This is a genomic window from uncultured Veillonella sp. (genome assembly GCF_963543145.1).
GTDB lineage: Bacteria > Bacillota > Negativicutes > Veillonellales > Veillonellaceae > Veillonella.
The window spans coordinates 53,549-79,767 of the sequence record NZ_CAUTZP010000001.1; the positions used below are offsets into that span (position 1 = coordinate 53,549).

At 37.9% G+C, this 26,219-nt stretch carries 25 protein-coding genes; all 25 read left to right on the plus strand.

The features are described from left to right. Positions 1 to 115: 115 nt before the first annotated feature. The 25 genes from RWZ05_RS00235 to RWZ05_RS00355 all read left to right on the plus strand — a co-directional run bounded on the left by RWZ05_RS00235 (position 116) and on the right by RWZ05_RS00355 (position 26,065). Complete coding sequence (locus RWZ05_RS00235) at positions 116 to 562, plus strand: hypothetical protein (RefSeq protein WP_004693328.1); 447 nt, start codon at positions 116 to 118, stop codon at positions 560 to 562. 108 nt (positions 563 to 670) lie between these two features. Next, complete coding sequence (locus RWZ05_RS00240; protein WP_314640921.1) at positions 671 to 1,783, plus strand: hypothetical protein; 1,113 nt, start codon at positions 671 to 673, stop codon at positions 1,781 to 1,783. 37 nt (positions 1,784 to 1,820) lie between these two features. Next, on the plus strand, positions 1,821 to 3,374 hold the full coding sequence (locus tag RWZ05_RS00245; protein ID WP_314640923.1) for an LptA/OstA family protein: 1,554 nt from the start codon (positions 1,821 to 1,823) through the stop codon (positions 3,372 to 3,374). A 13-nt stretch (positions 3,375 to 3,387) separates the two neighbouring features. Continuing rightward, positions 3,388 to 4,251 (plus strand): UTP--glucose-1-phosphate uridylyltransferase GalU, encoded by an 864-nt coding sequence (galU, locus tag RWZ05_RS00250; RefSeq protein ID WP_273299132.1) that lies wholly within the window; start codon positions 3,388 to 3,390, stop codon positions 4,249 to 4,251. Between the two features lie 240 nt (positions 4,252 to 4,491). After that, on the plus strand, positions 4,492 to 5,058 hold the full coding sequence (locus tag RWZ05_RS00255; protein ID WP_314640927.1) for a hypothetical protein: 567 nt from the start codon (positions 4,492 to 4,494) through the stop codon (positions 5,056 to 5,058). A gap of 8 nt (positions 5,059 to 5,066) precedes the next feature. Then, positions 5,067 to 5,579 carry a biotin transporter BioY gene (locus RWZ05_RS00260; RefSeq protein WP_314640928.1) on the plus strand — a complete coding sequence of 171 codons (513 nt, stop codon included), beginning with the start codon at positions 5,067 to 5,069 and terminating at the stop codon, positions 5,577 to 5,579. A 60-nt stretch (positions 5,580 to 5,639) separates the two neighbouring features. Next, the gene (locus RWZ05_RS00265; protein ID WP_314640931.1) at positions 5,640 to 6,746 is read left to right on the plus strand and encodes a thiolase family protein; all 1,107 of its coding nucleotides are present in this window, start codon (positions 5,640 to 5,642) and stop codon (positions 6,744 to 6,746) included. 1 nt (position 6,747) lies between these two features. Next, positions 6,748 to 8,043, plus strand: coding sequence for an AMP-binding protein (locus RWZ05_RS00270; RefSeq protein ID WP_314640933.1), 1,296 nt, complete (start codon positions 6,748 to 6,750; stop codon positions 8,041 to 8,043). Positions 8,044 to 8,070: 27 nt separating this feature from the next. Next, positions 8,071 to 9,069, plus strand: a complete 999-nt coding sequence (locus RWZ05_RS00275) for a nucleoid-associated protein (RefSeq protein WP_314640935.1) — start codon at positions 8,071 to 8,073, stop codon at positions 9,067 to 9,069. 103 nt (positions 9,070 to 9,172) lie between these two features. Further along, positions 9,173 to 9,664 (plus strand): Cys-tRNA(Pro) deacylase, encoded by a 492-nt coding sequence (ybaK, locus tag RWZ05_RS00280; protein WP_314640937.1) that lies wholly within the window; start codon positions 9,173 to 9,175, stop codon positions 9,662 to 9,664. A gap of 9 nt (positions 9,665 to 9,673) precedes the next feature. After that, positions 9,674 to 10,399: a ribonuclease H family protein gene (locus tag RWZ05_RS00285; RefSeq protein WP_314640940.1), complete on the plus strand. Its 726-nt coding sequence runs from the start codon at positions 9,674 to 9,676 to the stop codon at positions 10,397 to 10,399. Between the two features lie 22 nt (positions 10,400 to 10,421). Then, complete coding sequence (locus RWZ05_RS00290; protein WP_314640942.1) at positions 10,422 to 11,345, plus strand: NAD-dependent epimerase/dehydratase family protein; 924 nt, start codon at positions 10,422 to 10,424, stop codon at positions 11,343 to 11,345. A 20-nt stretch (positions 11,346 to 11,365) separates the two neighbouring features. Next, positions 11,366 to 11,644 (plus strand): DUF1294 domain-containing protein, encoded by a 279-nt coding sequence (locus tag RWZ05_RS00295; protein WP_296004474.1) that lies wholly within the window; start codon positions 11,366 to 11,368, stop codon positions 11,642 to 11,644. 84 nt (positions 11,645 to 11,728) lie between these two features. Continuing rightward, on the plus strand, positions 11,729 to 13,165 hold the full coding sequence (locus RWZ05_RS00300; RefSeq protein ID WP_314640946.1) for a glucose-6-phosphate isomerase: 1,437 nt from the start codon (positions 11,729 to 11,731) through the stop codon (positions 13,163 to 13,165). A gap of 9 nt (positions 13,166 to 13,174) precedes the next feature. After that, positions 13,175 to 14,164, plus strand: coding sequence for a UDP-glucose 4-epimerase GalE (gene galE, locus RWZ05_RS00305; protein ID WP_314640949.1), 990 nt, complete (start codon positions 13,175 to 13,177; stop codon positions 14,162 to 14,164). 134 nt (positions 14,165 to 14,298) lie between these two features. Beyond that, entirely contained in the window at positions 14,299 to 15,159 is an 861-nt protein-coding gene (locus tag RWZ05_RS00310; RefSeq protein WP_314640951.1) for a hypothetical protein, read from the plus strand. After that, positions 15,141 to 16,442, plus strand: a complete 1,302-nt coding sequence (locus RWZ05_RS00315; RefSeq protein ID WP_314640953.1) for a secretion protein — start codon at positions 15,141 to 15,143, stop codon at positions 16,440 to 16,442. Before RWZ05_RS00310 ends, RWZ05_RS00315 begins: the two co-directional genes overlap by 19 nt. Positions 16,443 to 16,470: 28 nt before the next feature. Beyond that, entirely contained in the window at positions 16,471 to 18,390 is a 1,920-nt protein-coding gene (locus RWZ05_RS00320) for an ABC-F family ATP-binding cassette domain-containing protein (protein WP_314640955.1), read from the plus strand. Between the two features lie 109 nt (positions 18,391 to 18,499). Then, on the plus strand, positions 18,500 to 19,648 hold the full coding sequence (locus tag RWZ05_RS00325; RefSeq protein ID WP_314640958.1) for an ABC transporter substrate-binding protein: 1,149 nt from the start codon (positions 18,500 to 18,502) through the stop codon (positions 19,646 to 19,648). Positions 19,649 to 19,662: 14 nt separating this feature from the next. After that, entirely contained in the window at positions 19,663 to 20,544 is an 882-nt protein-coding gene (locus RWZ05_RS00330) for a branched-chain amino acid ABC transporter permease (RefSeq protein ID WP_314640961.1), read from the plus strand. Beyond that, positions 20,544 to 21,557 (plus strand): branched-chain amino acid ABC transporter permease, encoded by a 1,014-nt coding sequence (locus RWZ05_RS00335; RefSeq protein ID WP_314640963.1) that lies wholly within the window; start codon positions 20,544 to 20,546, stop codon positions 21,555 to 21,557. Before RWZ05_RS00330 ends, RWZ05_RS00335 begins: the two co-directional genes overlap by 1 nt. A gap of 11 nt (positions 21,558 to 21,568) precedes the next feature. Next, positions 21,569 to 22,330 (plus strand): ABC transporter ATP-binding protein, encoded by a 762-nt coding sequence (locus RWZ05_RS00340; protein ID WP_314640964.1) that lies wholly within the window; start codon positions 21,569 to 21,571, stop codon positions 22,328 to 22,330. A gap of 1 nt (position 22,331) precedes the next feature. Further along, a complete protein-coding gene (locus tag RWZ05_RS00345) occupies positions 22,332 to 23,042 on the plus strand; it encodes an ABC transporter ATP-binding protein (protein ID WP_314640966.1) in 711 nt (236 codons plus the stop codon). A 416-nt stretch (positions 23,043 to 23,458) separates the two neighbouring features. Then, on the plus strand, positions 23,459 to 24,202 hold the full coding sequence (locus tag RWZ05_RS00350) for a polysaccharide biosynthesis/export family protein (RefSeq protein ID WP_314640968.1): 744 nt from the start codon (positions 23,459 to 23,461) through the stop codon (positions 24,200 to 24,202). A gap of 36 nt (positions 24,203 to 24,238) precedes the next feature. Continuing rightward, entirely contained in the window at positions 24,239 to 26,065 is a 1,827-nt protein-coding gene (locus RWZ05_RS00355) for a nucleoside-diphosphate sugar epimerase/dehydratase (protein WP_314640970.1), read from the plus strand. The last annotated feature ends 154 nt before the right edge of the window (positions 26,066 to 26,219 follow it).

The following is a 26,219-nucleotide window of genomic DNA, read 5'->3' on the forward strand; positions in this document are numbered from 1 at the left end:
ACTTATTCATCGTGTTTTTATACAATACTGGTATCTTTATGTGTAAGTTCTTATACTTTCACTAGAATCTAGGTATAGAATTTGTTAAAATATAAGTATCTATAGGAGGCTTATTATGAAAAAGAAGATTATTACAGCTGTTCTAGGGATTTGTTTAACTACTACTGCATTTGGTGGCATCTTGACTACTCAAGCTGGTGGCCTAAGCAGTATTCTTGGCGGTGCAGCTAAAATTGGTGGTATCGGTATCGTTGTTAATAAATTCGGGCCACAAATTGACTCTTTCTTAAATAAATTATTGAAACAAAATAACTTAAGCACAGAATATACAACTAAAGTTGTACCTATCATTAGTATCGGTACAAAAGGTTACATTGGTGCTGCTCAAGTTACTGGTCCTGCATCTAGCATTGAAGAAGTTAAAGCCGTTGCTCAAGTAGAAGGTAGCTTTAACGGTATGGTTCGTGTTAAAGGTTTAGTTCCTGTTGATAGCACAAACCCAGTTGGTGCATCTCGCGTTCAAGGTGTAGGTGTATCTGCTATTATCGATTTGAAAATTTAATGGCCACTGAGCATATAAAATAGTAGACTCAGGGAATAAGCACGGTCTTAGGCCCGTGCTTATTCTGTTGTATAACAGTTATACATTAGATACGTTGTGGAGGAATTTATGAAGAAGCAAGTACTTACACTTTTAATGGCATCCCTAATTTCAGGCACTGCATTTGCTGCTCCTGGTACAGTAACAGAGAAAACAAATGTTTTGGAAACTACTGTATATGGTTCTGTACAAGATGGTGCTGTAGTGGACCGCATTAATCAACTTGATGAAACCGTGTATGGTACTGGTTTCAATGGAAACTCTGCGACATTGAGTAAACGTGTTGATACACTCTATAACTCCGTAGAAGGTAGTGGTACAAATATTTCTTTGCGTGAAGAAATGGACGCATTAGAATATACGTATCAAAATAGTATTAACGCAGGATCTCTTGTTGATCGTGTAGAGAAAATGGAACGAAGCGTAAATGGTCGTATTGGCAGTGGCTCTTTGCAAAAACGTATTGTTTCTTTAAAAACTAAAGTATATGGTAGCAATGTAACTCTTACAAACCAAGTAGGTACATTGGCAGGTAATCAAGTGTTTAAAGTGACTTTAAATGATGCTGTTTCATCTAAAACAAGTCATGAAGGTGATACGGTATCCTTCACTGTGGCTGAAAATGTAATGGATGGCAATGTATTATTAGTTCCTGCGGGGACAGTAGGTTCTGGTACAATTACGTCTTTGAAAAAAGCGCGTTCCTTTGGTCGTAATGGTGCCTTAGATATTACATTCGATACTATTCCAGCTATCGATGGTACAGAATTCACTGCTGTACAGGGTAAAGAAGCTAAAGACAAAACTCGTAATGAAATAAAAGCGGCTGGTGCTTCTGTAGCTGGTGCAGTTTTACTTGGACCTGTTGGCCTTATTGGCGGTGCATTTGTTAAGGGCAAAAATATAGAGTATCCTGCTGGTTCTACAATCTATGTGCAACCACAAGACTCTGTAACAATTCAAGGTCTTGTTATCGGTGGTGACGGTTTGGCGCATAGCGATGATGAATTAGCTGATGCAGTAACTGTACCAAATGCAACTGGTGAAACTGAAGAATATGTAGAAGATAACGGTGTTGAAGAAAATGAAGCTGTAGTTGAAGATACTACTGAAGTTGAAGAACCAGAAGATGCGGTAGAGAATGTATCTCAACCTATTGTTGTAGTAAAACGCAATCAATAATTAACAAATTCTTAAAGCAAGAGGAGTTCTAGTAACCATGAGGAAACGTAAAGTACAATGGCTGGCAGCGGCATGTGTGTTTTGTTTAGCACAACCAGTATGGGCCGCTACGGAGTCAACCACGGTATATCAAGATCAATTGGATAGCGTAGGTGAATCCTATGCAGGAGAAATCTCTAAAGCATCTACACCTGAATATAGTAATATCCGTGTGGTACGTCGTGGTGAAAAGGCAAAATCTGCTGAGCCTACAGAGCAGTTACCTACTCGTATTGATGCAGATAAAATGGCTTATAGTGGTTCCACAGGTAATGTATATGCACAAGGTGATGTAGTGGTTACTCAAGGTAATCAAACTTTAATGGCTCCCCGTATTGAAGGTAATACGAAAACTACCGAGTATCGTACAGTTGGTGGCTATCGATTCTTAGAAGATGGCGGTAAAACAAAAGATATTACAGGTCAAAATATGACGTATCGCACTAGTGATCGTCATTTTACGGCAGATCAAGCGATGGGCTGGACTGATCCATATTATGTAAAGGGGCAAAATGCAACCTTTGATGGTCAAACTGGGCATATAGAAAAGGGTATGTTAACAACAAAACATGCGATGGCTTTCGTGCATACTCCAGACTATCGTGTGGAAGGTCAAGATATAAAGGTATATCCTGGGGATAAAGTAGTTATCAAAAAACCATCTTTCTACATTAAAAACTTTAAAATATTATCGTTGCCATCGTATACTGCGTCTTTGCGCCATGACAAAGAGGGGAAATTTAGTATATTCTCCTTAATCCCAAAACCTACGTATAATAGTGATGACGGGATTGGCTTGCATGGTAGTACTGAATATCCAATCGGTAAGAATGGTGAAGCTTATATCGATTATCGTTGGTACTCTAAATCTGGCTTCAAGCCACAAATTGGGTATCGTCAATATTTACCTTGGGGTACTGCTTCTGTAGGATACAGTAAGGAGTCTAATGAGTATAATGATGAAACCGTATGGGTTGAAAAAATCGGTGAAGTTCGCCTAGATACTCATACATATCATGTAGGCAATTCTCCAATTACTGTACGTGGTGGTGTTAATGCTGGTTATTGGAAAGAGGGCTCTGTAAAAGGTTCTCATAAGGAATACTACGCAGAGGTTTCTCATGAACCAATTAAACTCGGCAAAAACGCAGATTTACGATTCTTAGGTGGTTACCAACGTGACTACTATGGTTATGATGGTACTATTCGTAGCATGCCATATTGGGGTGCTCGTTTCCAATCCAAAGTTGGCAATCGCGCTAATGTTTGGGTTAGCTATGATCAAAGAAATATATCTTACAATAACTCTCCATATCGATTCGATACGACAGAGCTTCCTAAGGAGCTTGTTTATGGTGGCTCTTATAAATTAACTCGCCTAGATGATATTTCTGTAAGTGTTAAAAATAATATGATGAGTGGGGATATTGATTCTATCTACTACACATGGCATCGCGATTTACACTCCTTTGACTTATACTTAACTTATAAGGATGCACATAGAAGCAAAAATGATCAATGGAAGATCAAGTTTGTTGGCAAAGATTTTTAATTAGGAGATAACTATGCAACGTATTAGAAAAGCCGTTATTCCAGCAGCTGGCTTTGGTACACGTTTTTTGCCAGCTACAAAAGCACAACCAAAGGAAATGCTTCCTATCGTAGATACACCTGCGATTCAATATATTGTAAAAGAAGCATTAGATTCTGGTATTGAAGAAATCCTAATCATCACAGGTCGTAATAAACGTGCCATTGAGGACCATTTCGATAGCAGTGTTGAATTAGAATTATTGTTACAAAGCCAAGGTAAAAACAAACAATTGGCGATGATCAAGGATTTAGCAGATATTAAAGTTCACTTTATTCGTCAAAAAGCACCCCGCGGTCTTGGTGATGCTGTATTGTGTGCTAAAGCATTTATTGGTGATGAACCATTTGCAGTATTACTTGGTGATGATATTGTATACAACCCAGAAAATCCATGCTTAAAGCAATTAATCGATTGTTATAATGAGCATCCTGGTATTATCTTAGGGGCTCAATTTGTACCTGAAGATAAAGTTAGCTCATATGGTATCGTATCTGGTGAGGCTTTAGCTGATAACTTATATCGCGTTGATAATTTGGTGGAAAAGCCTAAGCAAGAAGACGCTCCATCTCAACTTGCTGTATTAGGTCGTTATATTCTGACACCAGATATCTTTAACATCTTGGAAGATACTAAACCCGGCGTAGGTAACGAAGTTCAATTAACAGATGCCTTAGCAGCTTCTAAGACTGATACTTATGCATTGGCCTATGAAGGTATTCGCTATGATACTGGTGATAAACTAGGTTATTTGAAAGCAACTGTTGAGTATGCTTTGCGCAATGAAGAGTTAGGCGAAAACTTCAAGGCATACTTAAAAGAGCTAGATCTTAAATAGTAAATCTATAAGATTTAACATGATAAAAGAACCTATGATATATCATGAACTGCACCCTAAAAATGGGACATAATTTTGGGAGATGCAGTTCAATCATGGGTTCTTTTTGTTGTGTAGTACATTTAGCTAATATAGATATATTATTTTATATTTGTTAACAAATGGATAATGACTTTTGTTGACGAATGAAATAATGTTGATTATAATCAACTTATTGAATAAATAAAGGAATGTGATTATATGAGAACATTATTTAAAGCATTATGTAATAATGACTTAGAACTACCAGGTCATAGCGTTATTAAGCATATGCATTATGATTCCTCCGGTAGTGATGAAACTATATGTAAGATTGTATCTCAAGTTGCTAAAACTACTACTATCGGTATTATGGACAAATCAGGGTTCTTGATGATTGATTTACGACCAGTTCCGAAACAATTTAGTATTCGCACTACAATACATCAAGAGAAAATCAGTGGTGCTATATCATTCTCTAAGAAAGATGTATTACAATTCGTAAATGATATTAATGATACGAATCCAATTCATCGAGAGAGCCCTTATGTCGTACCTGGGTGCATGATTCTTGAAACATTGTGGAATTATTGGAATATTAGTAAATCTGCGTTGCAAATGGCAATTTACTTTCATGCCCCTGTCATTGCAGAGGATATGGTGAAATTAGTGGAAATCCCTGAGGATGCTCATGTAGAAGGTTATGTAGGCGATACATTGGCATTTTCTGCTACTTTTTTTGGTGAAAATGAAGATTCCACATCTTTGAAACAAAGAACTATTAGTTAGAGGTAATTATGGAAACAAGACGTTTAACAAAAATGGCTTTATTAACAGCCTTATTATGTATTTCAGCATATATTTCTTTTCCCTTACCATTTAGTCCAGCCATGGTAACGGCATTGACTTTGGTAGCTACATTAACTGGTTTGTTGTTAGAACCAAAGGATACATTTATTGTATTTATCATTTATGTTTTACTTGGTGCTGTAGGTTTACCCGTATTCGTTGGTGGTACAGCCGGTCTTGGTAAATTATTAGGACCAACAGGGGGCTTTATCTTCTCTTGGCCAATAGCTTATACATTATTAAGCATATTTAAAGGTTCTAAAAAGAGCTTTTTCTCTTATGCATGGCGTTCTATTGTGATTACAATTCCTGTAGTATACCTATTTGGTGTGGCAGGCTTTATGATTGTTACAAAAACAGAACTTTGGGCAGCGTTGCCTGTGGTAATGTTCCCATTTGTTCCGGGGGACATAGTAAAATGTCTCGTTGCTTCTTGGTTAGCAACTAAAATTAAAATTTAGAACCTAATAAAAGGGGCATTCTTAGGGATGCCTCTTTTTCTTTTAATATAAGGAGTTTATATGTCAGTATATATTCACGGCGGTCTTCGCAGCCCTATTGGCGTTTTAAATGGACAATATAAACATATGAGACCTGAAATGTTAGGGGCTCAACTTATTGACGAATTAGTAAAAGGGCATGCTATTTCACAAGTAGATGGAATTTTTTGTGGAAACGCAGTTGGGACTGGTGGTAATATTGGTCGCCTTATGGGGCTTATGTGTAATTTACCGAATTCTGTTCCTGCTATTACCGTAGATATGCAATGTGCATCGGCTTTAATGAGTATTGAAATGGCTTATACGCACATTGCATCAGGTGTTATGGATTCTGCTATTGCTGGTGGTATTGAAAGTTCCTCCTTACAACCGGATCGAATCTATGCAACTGGAGATGATCGAGAAGGTTTATATAAGGTAGCTCAATTCACCCCTGAAGATCGGTCTTCTTTAGCTATGCTTGAAGGCGCTGAGCGAACGATACTCAAGCATAATATAACAAAGGAAGACTTATATCCCTACATTATTAATAGTCATCAGCGTGCTTTTGAAGCGTTAGATAATCTACATTTACAATCTTATATTATGCCCATTACGATGGAAGGCAAAGTTTGTGTAGATGAATGTATTCGACCTAAGATGAACGAAAAACTCTTATCTAGGATGAAGCCTTTATTAGGCCCTAATTCCATTACAAATGCAGGTAATGCTTGTTTAACCCATGATGGAGTGGCATTTGTATATGTATCTAATACAGAAGGGCCCTTTAGAATACATAGTGTCATGCCTTGGGCTGGAAATCCTCAGTTTAGTCCAGAAGGCGCATTAGAAAATACTAAAGCTATTTTAAAACGGACTGGCTTAACTATGGATGATATAGATGTAGTGGAATGGAACGAAGCCTTTGCCATCATTGATGTGCTTTTTAATAAGGCATATCCTAATCATATGGAAAAATATAATAAGTTAGGCGGAGCGTTAGCGTATGGACATCCTTATGGATGTTCAGGTGCTATTTTAGTACTTCATTGTATGGCAGCTTTAGAATCGTGTAATGGTAGATATGGCTTATGTGCCATTGCAGGTGCAGGCGGCACAGGTACAGCTTTGATTATGGAGCGTATGTAATATGACAATAATTGAACGCTTACAACAATATAAGAACTTAGAACCAAATAAAATTGCTCTCATAGTCGATGAAGAACAGTATACATATGGTCAACTTTATGATGCCATTCTCTCTACGGAGTTTAATGATAAAAGTAGAATAATTAATTTATGTCAGTTTAATGATGGCTCGAGGAATAAGGTACTCTTAATTCAGCGGCCCTCTTTCGTAGAGCAATTGGTGCAGTGGTTATGGGGATTATATAAAGGGCATATCTCCATGGTGTGCCATAATGAAATGGATGCGGCTTATATCGATGAGCTAGCTCGGATTATACGTGTCGAAGGTGTTCCTACATCTGCAGACTTTGGTGTCCTTACCTCTGGAACTACGGGGCGTCCCAAACCTTTGTGGCGTAGTGAGAACTCGTGGCGAGAGTTCTTTGATACCCAAAACAATATCTTTCACATAAACAAAGATACAAAAATCTTCTTACATGGTAGCTTTAGCTTCACTGGTGTTAGTAATATGGTTATCGGTGTACTATGGTCTGGTGGAACAGTTATTACAACGAGTTCATTGCGTCCCAATCGATGGATACAGCTTATTGAGAAATATCATGTGGACCATATATATGCATTACCAACAAAATTAAGATTATTAGTACGTCATTGCAAAAGTAAACTAGACTCTATTAACTATATCATCGGAGGATCTCAAGTACTGGATCGACAGTTGATGGAACAGTTAGAACGAATATGTCCGAACATGGAGTTTATTCTCTATTATGGTGCATCTGAGCTTAACTATATAACATATTGTACAGGTAAAGAGTGGTTACATAGAGAAGGTACTGTGGGAAGACCGTTTCCATCTGTCAAAATTGCAGAGGAGAACGGCGTTATTTATGTGACTACAAAGTATCATATTGAAGGCATTCCCGATACATATACTGTAAATGATCTGGGCTATATTGATAGCGATGGGTATCTCATGTTTAATGGGCGGCAAGGTGATGTCATCAATAAAGGGGGCTATAAAATTTCTATTCCTGAAATGGAATTGTATTTACAATCCTTACAGGGGGTTTCTGAAGTGGCTGTTATTACGATTCATGATGATATACGAGGGGAAGACTTTGTTGCTTATGTGGTATTAGAGGATAACGCTGAATTAAGTAAAATTATAGAACTCATTCATCATGAAAGACCTTCTGTAGAGTGGCCAAAATTAATAGTAGCGATTCCTATGTTACCCCTTACGGAATGCTCAAAAGTTGATAAACGAAAGTTAAAAGAGTGGTATAATAAAGGGTAATCTTTTTTTCTTTTAAAAGGAGGCATCATGCAGATTAATAAGGCAGCGCTAGAGATTTTTGACTTTACGTCCTCTTTAGCCGTATATTCTGAACATGAACTAAAGGTTGGCGATCAAGCTATACAAGATTATATTGCTAATCATGTAGCTAAGGCTTTCAAAGACCCAGGTGCTAGAACAGGTACCTTACATGATGCAAGTCCATTTGGTAAACAGCTGGTGGAGTATAAAAATGGAGACCTCAAGTTTATAGATTTATCTAAGAATTTAGGTGAAAGCTTGTTTACCTATATGAAACAAGCAACGGACTCCGTAGTTATCGATACGATTATTTGTGAAGCTGTTACTGATACGACTTATATTTGTATTCTTTTGTGCCAAGCTCATGATGCTTTTACCCATCAACTATTTAGTGAAGATGATGGTACATTATCTACAGAACTCGTTTATCATAAGGCAGTACTGCCTATGCCATCTCAAAAATTACGTGCTTTTGCCTCTATTAATCTATATGATTTTAGTGTACGTATTTTTGAACCGAAAGGTGAGTTTGACGGTGAAGTATCCTATATCTTAGCAGATAAGGTATTACAATTAGGTACCAATCAATCCTCCAGAGATACAGTGAAAAAGGTAAAAGCTATTGTAGATAAGGTAGCTCAAGCGCATGAGTCTGATGGCGTTGTTGAATTGACCACTGCAAAGTCTATGATTGCCAAAAATGCTGAAGTATCCGATACAGTCGATCCTGTTCGTATAGTAGAAGAGGTATTCAAAGCGAATCCGATTCAACAAGAGGCGGCTAAGAAAGAATTAGTTGATGCAGATATGATGCGGCCATTACCGGTGAACCGTGAGTTTGCTATAAAGGTTGGAGAACATCATAAGATTAAAACCGATACGGGCATTGAAATCTCTTTCCCTGTGGAATATATGAAAAATCGAGAGTTTATTGAAATTAAAACTAATGATGATGGAACGTTACGCATTGAATTAAAGAATATCAATAAAATTATGAATAAATAAGAATATCGAGTTAGATATGAATTTATGGTGATATATAATATATAGAGAAATATTATATATTGATTAGATTTATTTGTTACGCTAATATATAAGGTGGGATATAGTGAGTAAAGAAAAACATAAAAAGACTAACGCATTGCGTATCTTAGATACCCATAAGGTACCTTATAGCATTAGTGAATATGAATGGTCTGAGGATCATGCAGCAGGACTCCATGTAGTAGAGGCGTTAGGCCTCGAGGAAAAGGAAGTTTTTAAAACGCTAGTGGGGAAAGGTGATAAAACAGGTTACGTTGTATTCTGTATTCCTGTAGCCGCTGAACTAGATATGAAACAAGCTGCTCGAGTTAGTCATAATAAGTCTGTAGAGCTGATTCCTGTTAAGGACTTGCTAGGAATTACAGGTTATTTGCGTGGTGGCTGTTCTCCTGTGGGAATGAAAAAAGCATTTCCTACCTACTTTGATGCTACTATGGAGCCACTAGAGTTTGTATATGTTAGTGCAGGCCTACGTGGCATGCAAATGAAGGTAAATCCAAAAGATTTAGCAACTGTTGTAAATGCTGAATTTATTGAACTTACGATGGATCATTAAGAGGTGTGTATGGCTAAAAAGTTTTATGCAGTTCGCAATGGTCGTGTGCCAGGTGTTTATATGACTTGGGCTGATTGTGAGAAACAGGTCAAGGGCTTTGGTGGAGCTATCTACCAGTCTTTCCCTACAGAAGCAGAAGCTCGTGCCTTTGTGGAAAACTCAGGCTTATCCTTAAGCGACTTTATGAGTGCTAGTAAGAGTGAACCTAAATCAGTTCAAAACGCGACGCCTAAATCAATCAGCTCTAAATCAATAAGCTCTAGCTCTAGGGCTCAAAGTAAAGCATCAGCAAGTGTTGTGAAACCAGATTTTACTAAGCTAAACCATGTGATTGCTTATATTGATGGTAGTTATAATAAAGGGACAAATACCGTTGGTGCAGGTGGTGTTATATTCTTGAATGGGAATAGGGAGACCTTTTCATTTCCATCTACTGATGAACGATATACATCATTTTGGAATGTAGCTGGTGAATTATTAGCTGCTATGTATGTTATGAAATATGCTGTTGATCGTGGCGTTCATGAATGTTCACTTTATTATGACTATATGGGAATTGAAATGTGGGCTACGAAGGGCTGGAAACGAAATAATGCGCTTACTCAACAGTACGCAGCATTTTATGACTCCATAAAAAACCGTGTGCGCGTACATTTTCACAAGGTTGCTGCTCATACGGGCGATACATATAATGAAATGGCCGATGCACTAGCTAAACAAGGTGCAGGTATTTAGAAATCTAAGAAGGGAGGGTGCTATGAATATATGTGTTACAGGTGGGGCCGGATTTATTGGCTCTCATCTTGTGGATCGATTAATTGAATTAGGGCACAATGTGCTTGTTATAGATAATTTATCTACTGGTATGCGTTCTTTTGTACATGAAGCAGCTCAATTTATTGAGATGGATGTACGAGATCCAAAACTAGTATCTATTTTTGAAGAGTTTAAGCCCTCTATCGTATTTCACGAGGCAGCGCAAACTATGGTTCAATCCTCTATGGAGAACCCTAGTTATGACTGTGATGTGAATCTATTGGGGCTAATTAATGTTTTAGATGCATGTCGTCAGGTGAAGGTTGAACAATTCTTAATGCCTTCGTCCGCTGCTGTTTATGGAGATTTAGCAGTATTGCCGTTAACTGAGGAATTAAGTGGTATGCCATCTTCCTTTTACGGACTAACAAAGCTTACCGCAGAAGGGTATTTACGTATTTATCGTGAAGCCTTTGGATTAAATACAGTGTGCTTTAGATATGCCAATGTATATGGGCCACGTCAAGGTGATGGTGGTGAAGGTGGCGTTATCAGTGTCTTTAACCGTTTAATCGTTGAAGGTCAGCCTTTAACCGTATATGGTGATGGCGAGCAAACTAGAGACTTCATTTATGTGGATGATGTGGTAGATGCTAATATTAAGGCTATGGGGAATAGTCAATGTACAGGTATTTATAATGTATCTACCAATAAGGGGACATCTATTAATGAGTTGATTACGCGATTCCGTGCCATCAGTGGTGCAGATTTTATGGTGCACTATGAGGCTGAGCGGGTTGGGGATATCAAGCATTCCCGTTTAAGTAATGCCAAGGCGGAACGTGATTTTGACTTTGTTGCCACAACTACATTAGAGGATGGTTTACAAAAAACATTAGAATATTTTAAAGCTCATCATAAGTAAGGGATACAAGGTTTGGGGATATGAGTGATACACAATTTTGGGTAACTGTAGGTGTCTGGAATCTCATCGTATTTAGTATGTATGGATATGATAAATTATGTGCTATTAAGGGGTATGGTCGGATTTCAGAGTTTACATTATTATTTTTAGCATTTGCCTTTGGGGGGGTAGGCGCTTTATTAGGCATGGTTCTATGGCGCCATAAGACATTAAAGATTAAATTTAAACTGGCTATTCCTATTGCGTTGCTATGGTCTGTCTATGCAGTAGGCTTCGGTTATGGTTTGTGGGTAAACTGATTGCATAAACTAATATTTTATTCATTCTTTTATGATATAATGAGTAGAATATTGTACATAAAATGTCAGTGAAGGAGATATTTGATGTTGCGATTACAATCGGGGTTCGAGTTAGATTACGCTAACATATATAATGAAAGTTGCATACAAGAGCGAGATGTAAAAAATTTTGAACGAGCCATACAAAACGTGTGGCGCCATACAAATATTTTACGTTCAACAGGCTATGAAGAAGGCCATGTTTCTAAAGATGGTTTGCCTGAACCTGTATTGTTTTATCAGCTGCCATATATTTCGGAAGATGGTATTAATACACCTGATATGTTGAAACGTCTTTACGAATTGCGTGACTATGCACGTCACAATATCGATACAGTTGTGTCTGTAGGTATTGGCGGCTCCTACTTAGGGAGCAAGGTTATTTTTGACGTTCAATGTGGTGCATTTTGGAATAATCTAAGTACAGAAGAACGTAATGGCTATCCACGGATGTACTTTGCTGGCTTTAACGTAGATGGCGACTATTTAGCAGGTCTTATCCGTACCTTAGAATATCAAGCTCAGAAAAAAGGCCCTGACTATAAGGTGATGCTTGTTATTACCTCCAAGTCTGGTTCTACCATCGAACCAATGGCTAACTTCATGATTTTGGAGCAGGCTTTACAAGATCGTAATATCAACTATGAAGTAGTGGCCGTAACAGATGTATCTGATGATGAACATCCTACAATCTTAAGGGCTATGGCGTTAGAAAATAATTGGAAGACTTACAGTATTCCCTATGGCGTTGGTGGCCGTTTCTCTGTATTTACAGAGGTGGGCTTTGTAACTGCTGCTCTTGTGGGTTTTGATATTGAAGGCTTCTTAGCTGGTGCAGCCTCTATGGATGCAGCGTGTCAAGAAGAAGATATTTTCAAAAACCCTGCTTTATTAAGTGCTTTATTAAAATATATTGCATCTGAACGGTATGGTCGTATTATTGAAGTATTTATGCCATATAGTGACGCGCTTCACTCTTTATCCGACTGGTATGTGCAGCTTTTGTCTGAATCACTTGGAAAGATGAGTAATACTTGTTTGCCATATGGTCGTACTCCAGTAGCTGCAGTAGGTACTATGGATATGCATGCTCAAGTGCAGGAACATCAAGAGGGGCGCCTTAATAAAGTTGTGCAATTTATTAAGGTTAAAGACTGGAAACATAATCTCATTGTGCCAGATACATATAGTCAATATGAAAGGTTACATTCTCTATCGGATGTAGGGATTTGTGATATTTTAAATATTGCCTTAGATGCCAATAGAGAGGCCTTATCTAGTGACAATCGCTTTAACATGACTATAACTGTACCAACGCTTAATGCATTCCATTTAGGGGAAATTATGTTTATGCATTGTTGGGCGGTTTATTTCGAGTCTATTTTTGCTGGTGTTGATGCCTTTGACCAACCAGGTGTTGAGGTCTATAAACGTCTCATTGGGCCTAAATTGGCTAGTGCAAAGGATACACATAATTCATAAGGGGGAACTATGAATATTTTAGTAACAGGTGGTGCTGGTTATATTGGGAGTCATACTGTACGTGCCTTACAACAGGCAGGTTATACACCAATCATTGTAGATAATTTATCTCGCGGACATGTAGAATCTATTCCTGAAGGGGTTACATTCTACAATATGGATATTGCAGATCCTAAGTTAGTCGATATTATGAAAGACCATAATATCATTGGTGTTATGCATTTTGCAGCCCACTCTCAAGTTGGGGAATCCATGGTAAACCCAGCTATTTATTATGAAAATAATGTGGTTGGTTCTTATCACCTTATTGAATCTGCTCGTGCTGCAGGTGTGAAGCATTTCGTATTCTCTAGTACGGCTGCAGTATATGGTGAGCCTCAGGTGCTACCAATTCGAGAGGACGCTCAATTGCAACCAACAAATGTGTATGGTCGCACTAAATTGATGATTGAAGAAATGCTATCTGATTATAGTTCTATTTATGGATCTACATACGTAGCATTGCGATACTTCAATGCGGCAGGTGCCGATCCATCTGGTACGATTGGTGAAGACCATCACCCAGAAACTCATTTGATTCCCCTTGTGCTCGATGCAGCTCGTGGCAAAAGAGAGCATATAACTGTATTTGGTACTGACTATGATACAGCTGATGGTACATGTGTGCGCGACTATATTCATGTTAATGATTTAGCAGCTGCACATGTATTAGCTATGGACTATTTACGTAAAGGTGGCGAATCCCAAGTATTTAACCTTGGTAGTGGTAATGGTTTCTCCGTAAAAGAAATCATCGAAACTGCAAAAGAGGTTACAGGTATTGATATTCCTGTTCAATATGGTGAACGTCGTGCTGGTGACCCAGGTACTTTGATTGCTTCTTCTGAAAAAATCAAAAACTTACTTGGTTGGAATCCTAAATTCAGTAATGTAGCTGATGTTATTAAAGATGCTTGGAAATGGCATACATCTCATCCAGATGGCTTTAATACTAAATAAAACAAAATAATAACAAATCCTTTTGATTTGTCAATATAATGAATGACTCTATTAGTCACCTAGGTGACTGGTAGAGTCATTTTTTTGTAGGGATTTAAAAGGGGTTCCTAGAAATAGTTCGAAGGAGGTGAATTATGAACTTACAAGATTATATAGAACAGATCAAAGGCTGGGTTAGTAGACAATGTTTTCTTGTACAACACTATCGAATTGCAATTTTTATTTTCTTTTTACTTGCTTTAGCAATGATAGGAGTTGGTATCTTTTATCCTCACGAAGAGGAACATGTCAATATTAATTCAGAGCAATTAGAGAATAGTATTGATCATCAAAGGGAGGGGGATACAAAAGCGCAATCACAAAGGGGGCCAAATAAAAAAAGAAATGGTAAGGATAACGTAACATCTAGTAAAGATGGAATGGATAATAAGGCCATACATGATGGGAAAGCTGATTCTCTTGTTAAGGGACGATTACTATATGATGTGAGCAGTGTAGAACGGCCTCATCCTTGGCGAGAAGTTTTTAAAGATGTTTCTAGCATCGATTTATTAAGCCAAAATGATGAGTCTAAAGATGCAGATAACGATTTAGATACTATTACCAATGACGAAACATCACTTAATAATAGTAAGAAAATTAGTAATAAAAGAACTACACGACGACATAGGGGTACTAAGAATAAAACTATAAAAACGGATAGAAAAAGTAAAGATTTGAATGGCAATATAGCCCATGATGATATCAATAACTTTAGTAATGAAAGTGTTCACTCCAGCACAGTGATTAATTCTGTGGCGTTGACTCCAGAACAACCACTCGAACTTGTGGGAATTATTGAAGGAAATCAAAAGGTTGCTATTTTACGAAGAGGCTCAGAGGAGCAGATGGTTACGATTGGAAGTAGTTGGCAAGGGATATCAGTATCTGCAATTACTGAAAATAGTGTAGAAATCGCCGAAGGAGGTTCAACAAGATGGCTAAAAATCGAGTGATTATAAAAATAGTTACACTAATAGCTATTCTGATATATTTATTATTAGTAGGACCATTAGTTGTATTAGGAAATACTACAGACGAAATAACAACAAATAATATAAGAAATAATGTAGCCAATAATGAAACCAATAGTACAAGCAATAGTGCAACTGATAGTGCAATAAATAGCATTGAGATTAATAAAGATAAAGAACCAATTACAATATCTGTACGGAACGGATCATTAAGAGAAACTGTATTAGGCATTTGTCGAAGTTATGGTATATCAGTTATTGGTGTAGAGTCATTAAAGGGTCATATTACGGCAACCGTAAAAGGGGCCTCTCCAGAAGAGGTTATCAAAGAACTAGGGCGGATATATCATTTTTCTGTATCAAAGCAACATAATACATTACTTATTGAATCTGATGACTTGGCACTGGAGAACAGAGAGCTCTATGTACTATCACCAGAACACTTATCAGCTGAATCTTTGAAATCTGTAATGGGCACGGTAGTAAAGAATGATAAAATGGCCGTACTTTCAGAACAAAATGAAGTTATTATGCATTTAACAAGTGGAGAAAAAAGGCGGGTAGAAACCTTAGTCCGTGCCATCGATAAGGAGCCTAAACAAGTGCAATTAGAAGCTACAATTATTGCTATGGAGCAATCCTATGCAAAAGAACAAGGATTTCGCTGGTCTTGGCTCAGTTTGACTGGCCATGGTGATGATAAGACTAATTCGTATGGAGCCGTTACCTTTGGTAAAACACCAAGTGGAGAAGCTTACAAGTTTTTTGTGAAACCAGAGCTAAGTCTTATGGAAAGCTCTGGAAAAGCTGTCCTAATAGCAAAACCATCTATTATGGCCCTTAATGGTGAGACTGCACATATACTAATAGGTGAACGCATCCCTGTTATAGAAGAGTCAGAGGTAAATGGAGAGCGCAAGCGATCTACGCGCTATGAAGAGGTAGGGATTAAGTTAAACTATACTCCTATTATTACGGCTGATGGCGGTGTAGATGCAAAAATACATGCCGAGGTAAGTACACCGATTATGGTATCGGAAATGAAAGCTTATAAAATTAGTACAAGGCAGGCTCATACTAGAGTACGTTTACAACAAGGCGAAGTACTTGTCATAGGTGGGCTCATGGATAATCGAGATCAGCACCAAATACAAAAGGTACCCATATTAGGCGATATTCCGTTGTTAGGGAAATTATTTCGTCATAGCAGAAAAACAAAAGATTCTATAGAAATGTTGATGTTAGTCCGGGCAACTGTGGTATAATAAAAGGTAAATGATTAGGAGGTTGTGAATGGAACGCATTCGAATGATAGGCCTTGGAAAATCATTTGGGGTGCGCCAAGTATTTTCCAATGTGTCTTTTGAGATAAAAGAGGGCGATCGACTCGCCTTGGTAGGGCCCAATGGAGCTGGTAAATCTACCTTATTAAAATGCATATTAGGCTATGAGGAGCTCGATGAAGGTAATGTGGTTAAGTCTCCTGTTGCAAGTATTGGCTATTTACAACAAGATGTAAATCTTGGCGATGATAGCCTTGCTACGGAAATAGAAAAGGCTTGGGCTGATGTACATGCATTGGAAGAACAACTCAAAGAACTTACAAAACGCTTAGAAACTGAAGCGGCTAGTGAAGCTGATTTACAACGCTTAGATTATTTACAAAATCGTCTGGAATGGCTTGGTGGGTATGACTATGAGCAAAAGACAAAGCGTATTGTTTATGGTTTAGGCTTTACTGATGAAGACCTAGACAAACCGGCTAATGCGTTTTCTGGAGGTCAAAAGACGCGTATTAACTTAGCAAAGGCCTTAGTTCGTCGTCCAGATTTTCTCTTCTTGGACGAACCGACAAACCATTTAGATATGGATATGCTCGAGTGGCTTGAAGGGTATTTATCCGCCTATCCTGGCGGTATTCTCATCGTCAGCCATGACCGTTACTTCTTAGACCGTATTGTCACGGGAGTTATAGAGCTAGATAATCATAAGGCTACAACATATCGTGGCAACTACAGTCGTTATATTCAACAACGTGATGAACGGCTGAAGGCTGATATGGTGGCTTATGAGAAGCAACAAGAGTACATCAAGAAAACAGAGGCTTATATAGATAAGTACCGTGCAGGTATCAAGTCTAAAATGGCTCGTGGTCGTCAATCGCAACTTAATCGATTAGAACGTCTTGAGGCACCTGTTACTTCACATCATTTACAATTTTCCTTCCCGCCAGCGGCTATGAGTGCTGATAAGGTTCTAGTCTTAGATCACTTATCTGTTGGGTATGGTGAAAGTCGCATCATTGATGATATATCTCTCGTTGTTCGCCGCGGTGAGTCTGTGGCCCTTATCGGTCCTAATGGAGCAGGTAAATCGACTCTAGTAAAAACCATTGTAGGAGAACTATTCCCTGAATCTGGTCATGTAGATATTGGTAATCGCGTACAAGTAGGTTACTTCTCGCAAGAGCACGAAGAGCTACATGATTCTTGGCAGGTAGTAGAAGAGATTATGAATCACTTTAACTACAGTGAAGACAAGGCTCGTAACGTACTTGGTTCATTCCTCTTTAAAGGGGATGATGTGTTCAAACTAGTCGGTGATTTATCCGGTGGAGAAAGAGCGCGTTTAGCATTGCTAAAATTATTCCTTCAAGGTGATAATTTCCTTATCTTGGACGAACCGACAAACCATCTAGATATTCCTACCCGAGAAATAGTAGAGGAAGCACTGCAACAATTTGAAGGTACCTGTTTCATTATTTCTCATGATAGATATTTTTTAGATCAAGTTTCTACGAAGACAGTAGTTCTAGATGATGGTAAAATTACTGAGTATCTCGGTAATTATTCATACTACAAGGAAAAGCTGAAAGAGCAAGAAGACTTATTAGCGCTAGCTAACGAGCAGAACTTAGGAACAGATAAGGTTGAGAGCAAATCTGGTTCAGCTCATGAACCAGTACTTTCATTAGCAGAATCGACAGAGGAAAATCCGAAGAAACCGAATGCCTATATGGTGGAAAAACAATTAGCAGAGGTCGAATCTGAAATCGCTCGCCTTGAGGCTACGATGAAGATGTACGAGGTGCAATTAGCAAATCCTGTAGTACAACAAGATTTAGAGGAAATGTCTAAAATCTCCATACAAATTGAATCTACACAAAATGAGTTAGATACGTTGTATGAGAAATGGGAGAAATTATCTGAATAACTTATAATAGTATATATTATTATGGAGTTATTTTAATTGACAAAGGATTAAAAACTCTAATAATATAGATATAGATTTAAAGTTTTATGTTTCAAAGGAAGGGTGTAACATGAATAAATCCATGTTGAAAAAAGCAGCCATTTTTGGACTTGCTGGTGTAATGGCAGTTGCTGCTGGTTGTGGTAGCAATAAAGATGCAGGCAATGCAAATAGCAATGAAGCTAAAATTGCATTATTAACAACAACAACTGGTGGTGCCGCAGCATATGGTGAATCCATTAAAGCTGGTGCAGAATTGGCAGTAAGCGAAATCAATGCTGATGCAAATGATGTAAAAATTAAATTGTTAGTAGAAGATACTAAAGGTGATAAAAACGAAGCTATCAATGCGATGAACAAAGTCATTGCAAAAGATAAAGTTGTAGCAGTTATTGGTCCTATGTTATCTGGTGAAATGATGGCAGCTGGTCCTGTAGCAAATAAAAGTAAAGTAGTAGCGCTTGGTACATCTACAACTGCTGAAGGTATTACAGATATCGGGGATTATATCTTCCGTAATGCTGTACCAGAATCCGTAGCAGTAGATACAGCTATTAGAGAAGCTCATAAAACTTTAGGCTTCAAAACTGCAGCTATTATGTACTCTAATAACAATGACCAAATGGTATCTGTAAACAATACCGCTCGCAAAGCATTGGAATCTTTAGGTGTGCAAATCGTTGAGACTGAAACATTTGCAGATAAAGATACTGACTTCTCTGCACAATTGACTAAGATTCAACAAGCAAATCCAGATGTAATTATTGTTGCATCCCTTTACCAAGAAGGTGCCCTTATCATGAAAAAAATGCGTGAAATGGGGATGAATCAACCTGTAATTGGCTCCAACGGCTTCAACAGCCCACAATTTATTAAAATTGCTGGCGATGCGGCTAATGGTGTTATCGTTGGTACACCTTGGTTCCCTAATAAAGACGATCAAAAGGTTAAAGACTTCCGTAAAGCTTATGTTGCTAAATATGGCAAAGAACCTGACCAATTCGCAGCACAAGCATACGATGCAGTATATCTCTATGAAGCAGCTTTGAAAAAAGCAGGCTCTACAACTGATCGCGAAAAATTCCGGGAAGCATTGAAAAATATTTCTGACTTCGTTGGTGTAACTGGCCAATTTAAGTTCAACGAAAAACGCGATCCTTCCATGGAAGTTCAAGTATTACAAATTAAAGACGGTCAATTTGACGCATTAACAAAATAAGTTGAGGTAGTATAGTGTTTTTACAACAATTAGTTAACGGGTTAACCCTCGGTAGCTTATATGCTGTACTCGCTATTGGCTTAACACTTGTGTTCGGTGTTTTGAATATTATCAACATGGCTCACGGAGGCATCTTTATGATAGGTGCCTTCGTTGGTCTTTTTATGGTAACAATTTTTAACGTTAACATTTTTGTAGCCCTTATCGTAGCTATGGCAGTAGGCGCTATCCTCGGTTATCTTCTAGAATTTGTGGCTCTTCGTCCACTACGCAAGAAAAAGGTGTCTCACTTGGCACCACTTATCAGTACCATCGGTGTTTCTATCTTTCTTGAAAGCTTGGCATTATTGCTTTGGGGTCCTCAAACAAGATCTTTCCCAACCGATTATATTGGAGGTCTTATCGACTTTGGGGCGTTTAAAATTTCCATGGTACAAATCATTGGCTTAGGTGTTTCTATCGCTTTAATGCTCATTTTAAATGTAGTTATTAAGAAAACTAAAATTGGTAAGGCTATTCGCGCCGTATCAATGAGTACTGAAACGGCAGCTCTTCTAGGCATTAATCCTACAATGATCATTTCTGTTACAGTAATGATTGCATCCGCTCTAGGTGCAGCTGCAGGTGTACTTGTAGGCTTATCCTTCAATGCTATTGAACCTACTATGGGCGTTATCATTGGATTTAAAGGTCTTGCAGTTCTTATTTTAGGTGGTCTTGGTAATATTACTGGTGCCATGGTTGGTGGCTTTATTCTAGGTGTAGCAGAGGTATTCTCTGTTGCCTATGGTGCATCTACATTCCGTGATGCTGTAGCCTTTGGTCTCATTATCCTATTATTGTTCTGGCGCCCACAAGGCTTATTTGGTTCTAAAGATAAAGGGGGTAGACCGTAATGGATTTATTAAACCCGTATTATCTACAGATCGTGATGTTCTTCATCATTAATGCCATCATGGGTATATCTATTTACTTTACACTTGCCAGTGGTCAGCTCTCTCTTGGGGCTGCCGGTTTTATGAGTGTTGGCGCTTATGTGGGCGCTATGCTTTCTTTGAAAGCTGACTTACCTATCATCGTAGGTATCATTGTTGGTGGTTTGGTTGCTAGTCTGGTAGCCGTTATTATTGGTTTACCTACAACACGTCTTCGCGGTTTATATCTTGCTATTGCTACCCTTGGTTTTGGTGAAGTAGTACGCGTTATTTTCTTGAACTTAGATGTTACAAATGGGGCCTTAGGTTTATCCGGTATCCCATCCATTCCTCAAGAGTTAACAAACTATGCCTATGAATTTGATATGGATGGTTTAATGGGTCTTGATGCTGTTACATGGGGCAACTTGATGGCTATCATCATTTTATTAGCCATATTAGCTTTAATTATTGCTTTCTGTGTACGCATTAATAATAGTCGTGTTGGTCGTGCTTTTGCAGCTATTAAAGCTGATGATCATGCCGCAGAACTAATGGGGATTAACGTTGTATACTACAAAATGATGGCCTTTATTATTGGTGCTTTCATTGCTGGCATCGGTGGCGGTTTGTATGCTCACATTACAAACTTTATTAATCCTACAGATTTCAGCTACCATAAAGTAGTACAAATCTTGTTATTCCCAGTATTTGGTGGTTCTAATGTAGTATGGGGTTCCGTACTTGGTTCCTTTATTCTTACATTACTGCCAGAAGTATTGCGTTTCTTATCCGATTATCGAGATATCATTTATGGTGCATTACTTGTTATCTTGATGGCTGTTCGTCCAGATGGTATTTTAACAGAATCTATGGTAGACAAAATTAGCCGCAAGTTAGGCTTTAAAAAGGCTCCATATATTCCGGAATCACAAGTATTAACAGAACGTTTTGAAGCGTATAAACGCAAACAACAAGAAGAAAAACAAGGATAGGAGGGAACTGAATGCTATTAGAATTAAATGAAGTAAGTAAAAGCTTTGGTGGCGTTGCAGCTCTCACCGGTGTATCCTTCGGTGTTAAACAAGGTGAAGTATTTGGTGTTATCGGGCCAAATGGTGCTGGCAAGACTACACTTTTTAACTTGATTACTGGTGTATTTCCAACAAGCTCTGGTGAAATCGTTTTTGACGGCATGTCTGTAGTAGGTATTAGGCCTCATAGAACTGTTGAAATGGGGATTGCTCGTACGTTCCAAAATATTCGTCTTTTTGGTAATATGACAGCTCTTGAAACTGTATTAACCGGTATGCATTGTCGTACGGGGTCTGGCTTCTTGGCTAGCTTTTTGAAAACAAAACGTCAACGCATCGAAGAAGAACGTTGTCGTGGCATTGCTTACGAATTTTTAAAGCTTGTAGGACTAGAAGAAGATGCTGAAGAAGTTGCTACATCATTGCCATATGGTAAGCAACGTCGCCTTGAAATTGCTCGTGCTTTAGCAACACATCCGCAATTGATCTTGCTCGATGAACCTGCGGCGGGTATGAATGATAGTGAAACTGAAGTGCTTCGCCAACTAATAGGTAAGATTCGTGATTTAGGTATTACTGTTGTAGTTATTGAACATGCCATGGAATTAATGATGAATATTTGTGATCGTATGGTAGTTCTTAATTTTGGTAAGAAAATTGCAGAAGGTACACCTCAAGAAATCCAAAATAACGAGGCTGTAATTGAAGCATACTTAGGTAAAGAGGAGGTGTAATATGTTAAAACTAGAAAATATTGTGGCTGGTTATGGACATATTACAGCCTTAAAAGACGTGAGTTTAGAAGTACCACAAGGTTCTATTGTATCTCTTATTGGTGCCAATGGTGCTGGTAAAACTACTACTATGAAAACAATTATGGGCCTTGTAAAACCAAATTCTGGTCGAGTGCTCTTTGAAGGTCAGGATATTACTGGTCGTCAAACCCATCAGATTGTACACGCTGGCATTTCCTTAGTGCCTGAAGGGCGTCAAATCCTTCAAGATATGAGCGTTTATGAAAACTTAGAAATGGGCGCTTATATTCGTAAAGATAAGGAAATTGAAGAGGATATCAAAAAGGTATTTAAACGATTTCCCATACTTGACGAGCGTAGTTACCAATTAGGTGGTACTTTGTCTGGTGGACAGCAACAAATGCTTGCTATTGGTCGTGCACTTATGGCACGTCCAAAATTGTTATTATTAGACGAACCATCTATGGGTCTTGCTCCATTGGTAGTTAATGAAATTTTTGAAACTATCAAAGAAATCAGTGCTGAAGGTACAACAGTTCTCTTAGTAGAACAAAATGTGCGTCAAGCATTAAAAATTGCTGATTACGCTTATGTATTGGAAACAGGTAAAATGGTTTTGTCTGGTCCTGCTGATGAAGTACGCCATAATCCACGTGTTATGGAAGCTTACTTAGGTGGTCGTGTAGAATAGTGCCAACTTAATATCTACTATACTTATTAAAATATTCAAATAAGGTGCATATACTAATAAATTAGTATATGCACCTTATTTTTTGATTTATCAATAAAATTGATAAATAAGAAGTGAAAAAGTGAGGCAATAATGAAATGATTTTACATATATTTTATTAATTTACTAAATTTTAATAAAAAATGTAGTGAATTATCTATGAAATGAGTAAAAAAACACCCATGAAAATACCGTGAAAATACGATTTTTTAAGGATTTGTTATTGAAGGTTTGATGAAGTTCGCTCAAAATATCCTGGGTTTGTAGAAGTACATTTAAAAAAATGATAAAATAGCTTAACCGATTTATTAGTATTTATAATACTAATAATCATGTGGTGTATTGAAAATGTTGTATGTAGAACAAAGAGGTAAAGTATGAATAAAAAACAGTTTATGATGATAGCTGCATTCTTATGTGCAACGACAACAGCTATGGCTGCACCAGTAAGTGTAACAACTGAACAGGGCTATAATGCTAAAAATGTACAGTTGGAAGACCATGCACCCTTAGAAACTAGTGCATCTGTAATTAGCTCTGACAAGGAATATCGCCTACGCCAAGGCGATGAATTAACGATTCAAGTAGTACAACAAGCCGATCTTGGTACGCGTAATGGTAATGACATTATGTATACAGTTCGTCCTGATGGTTATGTATCTTTCCCTATGGTAGGTGCCGTAAAAGCAGACGGTTTAACTGTTGATGAGTTTACTGCTGAATTACAACAAGGCTTATCTCGATACATTATTAATCCAGATATCACTGTAAACGTTGCCAAACTTGGTGGTGTTCGAGTATATGTGTTTGGTGAAATTAATCAACCAGGTGCTTATACACTAACGAAGTCTAGCACTGTTATAGATGCGATTGGTGCTGCAGGTAGTTTCAACTGGGATACAGCGAAGAAGAAAATTTATTTAATTCATCAAAATAAACCAGAAAAACCAATCCCAATTAATCTAAATCGTATCTTACAAACTGGGGATATGTCTGAAAATTATATTATGAGAGAGGGCGATATTCTTTACTTAACTAAAAATAGCCGTATTAACTTTGCTCGTGATATTGCTCCAATCTTAACTGGCGCTTATATGGTTTCACGCATAGGTAAGGATTAAGGATAAGAATTATCTGTCATATAAGGGGGCGTTCTTTTGCGTTCATATTTATTACCAGCCATATTGTTTATTGCTGATATTGCAACTATTGTTATTGTTGCTTTTGTCAGTCTTTTTATTCGATTTGATGGACATATAGAACCTCAATATATTAATCAAATGGTAGATGCCTTACCGCTCCTACTAGTTTCCTATATGTTGATGTTCTTAATTATGCATTTGTACACACGTATTTGGCGTTATGCAGGGATGCGCGAGGTATTAGCAGTATTTGTAGCTACAACGGTAGGTACGGCTATCTTTTACTCCTCTATGTTTGTGTTCGGTAAATCTTTACCAAGATCAATCTATTTTATTACCTGGTTCCTTGCAACTGGTGCAGTAGGTATGGGACGCATGTTACTACATTATGTGGCGCTTCATTATAGCAATGGGGACGATGGTGAAAGTGGCCAAGTGAATACGTTGATCATTGGTGCTGGCGATGCAGGGGCAACTATTGCTCGCGAAATAGAGAGATATCATAAGCGATCTCGTCGAATCATTGGCTTTGTGGATGACGATATGTTTAAACATAACCGTCTTATGAATGGCTTTAGAATTTTAGGTAATCGCGAAGATATTCCTATGTTGGTAGCCAAATATAAGATAGAAGAAATCATCATTGCAATGCCATCGGTTAAGCGCGATGTTATCCGGGAGATTATGGAAATCTGTTCTCCGCTTAAATGTAAGATTAATACCTTACCAGGGGTATACCAGTTGCTAGATGACGAAGTTCTTGTATCTCATCTACATCCAGTTTCCATTGAAGACCTATTAGAACGTGATGAAATTCACCTCGATACATCTAAGGTGGAGCCATATCTTAAGGATAAAATAGTTCTTGTTACAGGCGCTGGTGGCTCTATTGGCTCTGAAATTTGTCGTCAAGTACTACGTGTAAAACCTAAAAAATTATTATTACTTGGCCATGGTGAAAACAGTATTTATATTATTCACCAAGAATTGCGCAGCATTGCACCAGAAGGTACTTTGGTACCCATCATTGCAGATATTCGCGATAAGAATCAATTAGAGCAAATTTTTAAAGATTATAATCCTGAGGTAGTATTCCATGCTGCAGCCCATAAGCATGTACCGCTTATGGAAATTCAACCTATAGCAGCGGTGCTTAATAACGTTTACGGTACCCGAAATGTAGCAGATGTAGCTGGTGCTCATGGGGTTGAACGATTTGTTATGATTTCTACGGATAAAGCTGTTAATCCTACTAGCGTTATGGGGGCCACTAAACGGGTGGCAGAGAAGGTTGTGCTAGGTATGAACCATAAATATGATACCAAGTTTATTACGGTTCGTTTTGGTAATGTACTTGGTAGCCGTGGTTCTGTTATTCCCTTATTCCGCAAACAAATTGAAGCAGGCGGTCCTGTAACCGTTACGGACCCAGAAATGACTCGTTATTTCATGACTATTCCAGAAGCAAGTCAACTAGTGCTACAAGCTGGTGCCATGGGTAAGGGGGGCGAAGTATTCCTATTAGATATGGGTGAACCAGTTAAGATTGTAGATTTAGCTAAAAATATGATTCGGCTTTCTGGCTTTGAACCAAATAAGGATATTCGTATTGAATTCACAGGTTTGCGTCCAGGGGAAAAATTATATGAAGAGTTATTAACTGCTGAAGAAGGCACGAATACAACTACGCATAAGAAAATCTTTGAAGCTGCCTTAGAAGATGTTGACCAAGAATGGTTAAGCCGTGAAATCGAGCGCTTTGAAACATGTAAAACTGATATGGATGTAATTAATGTGTTACAGGACATCGTTCCTACATATCATCCAAATCATAATGTCTAAATTGTTACTATATTAGTTATTGCTTCACGTATATTTCTACATCGTTATATAGCTATTTTATATTTATTCACACTGTGCTTTGCTTGAGAGAGACACAGTTCACAATCCTTAGAGGGAGAGACCCTGTTGTTTGTATACTTTCACAGAAAGGGGT

Coding starts and splice junctions, on each gene's coding strand:
- RWZ05_RS00340 (WP_314640964.1), top strand. CDS start 21,569: ATGCTATTAGAATTAAATGAAGTAAGTAAAAGCTTTGGTGGCGTTGCA.
- RWZ05_RS00270 (WP_314640933.1), top strand. CDS start 6,748: ATGACAATAATTGAACGCTTACAACAATATAAGAACTTAGAACCAAAT.
- RWZ05_RS00260 (WP_314640928.1), top strand. CDS start 5,067: ATGGAAACAAGACGTTTAACAAAAATGGCTTTATTAACAGCCTTATTA.
- galE (WP_314640949.1), top strand. CDS start 13,175: ATGAATATTTTAGTAACAGGTGGTGCTGGTTATATTGGGAGTCATACT.
- RWZ05_RS00300 (WP_314640946.1), top strand. CDS start 11,729: ATGTTGCGATTACAATCGGGGTTCGAGTTAGATTACGCTAACATATAT.
- RWZ05_RS00350 (WP_314640968.1), top strand. CDS start 23,459: ATGAATAAAAAACAGTTTATGATGATAGCTGCATTCTTATGTGCAACG.
- RWZ05_RS00310 (WP_314640951.1), top strand. CDS start 14,299: ATGAACTTACAAGATTATATAGAACAGATCAAAGGCTGGGTTAGTAGA.
- RWZ05_RS00295 (WP_296004474.1), top strand. CDS start 11,366: ATGAGTGATACACAATTTTGGGTAACTGTAGGTGTCTGGAATCTCATC.
- RWZ05_RS00265 (WP_314640931.1), top strand. CDS start 5,640: ATGTCAGTATATATTCACGGCGGTCTTCGCAGCCCTATTGGCGTTTTA.
- RWZ05_RS00315 (WP_314640953.1), top strand. CDS start 15,141: ATGGCTAAAAATCGAGTGATTATAAAAATAGTTACACTAATAGCTATT.
- RWZ05_RS00290 (WP_314640942.1), top strand. CDS start 10,422: ATGAATATATGTGTTACAGGTGGGGCCGGATTTATTGGCTCTCATCTT.
- RWZ05_RS00255 (WP_314640927.1), top strand. CDS start 4,492: ATGAGAACATTATTTAAAGCATTATGTAATAATGACTTAGAACTACCA.
- RWZ05_RS00245 (WP_314640923.1), top strand. CDS start 1,821: ATGAGGAAACGTAAAGTACAATGGCTGGCAGCGGCATGTGTGTTTTGT.
- RWZ05_RS00335 (WP_314640963.1), top strand. CDS start 20,544: ATGGATTTATTAAACCCGTATTATCTACAGATCGTGATGTTCTTCATC.
- RWZ05_RS00320 (WP_314640955.1), top strand. CDS start 16,471: ATGGAACGCATTCGAATGATAGGCCTTGGAAAATCATTTGGGGTGCGC.
- RWZ05_RS00240 (WP_314640921.1), top strand. CDS start 671: ATGAAGAAGCAAGTACTTACACTTTTAATGGCATCCCTAATTTCAGGC.
- RWZ05_RS00345 (WP_314640966.1), top strand. CDS start 22,332: ATGTTAAAACTAGAAAATATTGTGGCTGGTTATGGACATATTACAGCC.
- RWZ05_RS00275 (WP_314640935.1), top strand. CDS start 8,071: ATGCAGATTAATAAGGCAGCGCTAGAGATTTTTGACTTTACGTCCTCT.
- galU (WP_273299132.1), top strand. CDS start 3,388: ATGCAACGTATTAGAAAAGCCGTTATTCCAGCAGCTGGCTTTGGTACA.
- RWZ05_RS00235 (WP_004693328.1), top strand. CDS start 116: ATGAAAAAGAAGATTATTACAGCTGTTCTAGGGATTTGTTTAACTACT.
- RWZ05_RS00325 (WP_314640958.1), top strand. CDS start 18,500: ATGAATAAATCCATGTTGAAAAAAGCAGCCATTTTTGGACTTGCTGGT.
- RWZ05_RS00285 (WP_314640940.1), top strand. CDS start 9,674: ATGGCTAAAAAGTTTTATGCAGTTCGCAATGGTCGTGTGCCAGGTGTT.